A 360-nucleotide genomic window follows, 5' to 3' on the forward strand; every position below is an offset into this window, starting at 1 on the left:
AATTAGCGCTCATTCGCCATAGAGCCAGAAGTATTATTGCTTGATGAACCAACCACAGCACTCGACCCAATTTTAACTTAAGTGATTGAAGAACTATATACTGTTTTTAAGAATAAATTTCCTGTGGTTATTGTTACTCAAAACATGCAACAAGCAGCGCGGGTATCAGATAAAAACGATTTTATGTATATGGGTGATCTCATTGATTATTCACATACAAATACCTTATTTACAACACCAACGAAGAAAAAAAATGAAGATTATATAAACGAACTCTACGGCTAGTCGGGTTATAACGCTAAAACAATTAATTTATATATAAGGTCATTATGGATCAGAACATTAATATACATATTTAGT

The 360-nt window shown here is 31.9% G+C and carries 1 pseudogene; it reads left to right on the forward strand.

Annotated features, from left to right (window positions below):
- Positions 1-6 precede the first annotated feature (6 nt).
- Positions 7-285: pseudogene (locus CWC30_RS18245) on the forward strand (ATP-binding cassette domain-containing protein); the annotation flags it as partial.
- Positions 286-360: the final 75 nt, after the last annotated feature.

Source organism: Pseudoalteromonas sp. S4741 (genome assembly GCF_005886135.1).
GTDB lineage: Bacteria > Pseudomonadota > Gammaproteobacteria > Enterobacterales > Alteromonadaceae > Pseudoalteromonas > Pseudoalteromonas tetraodonis.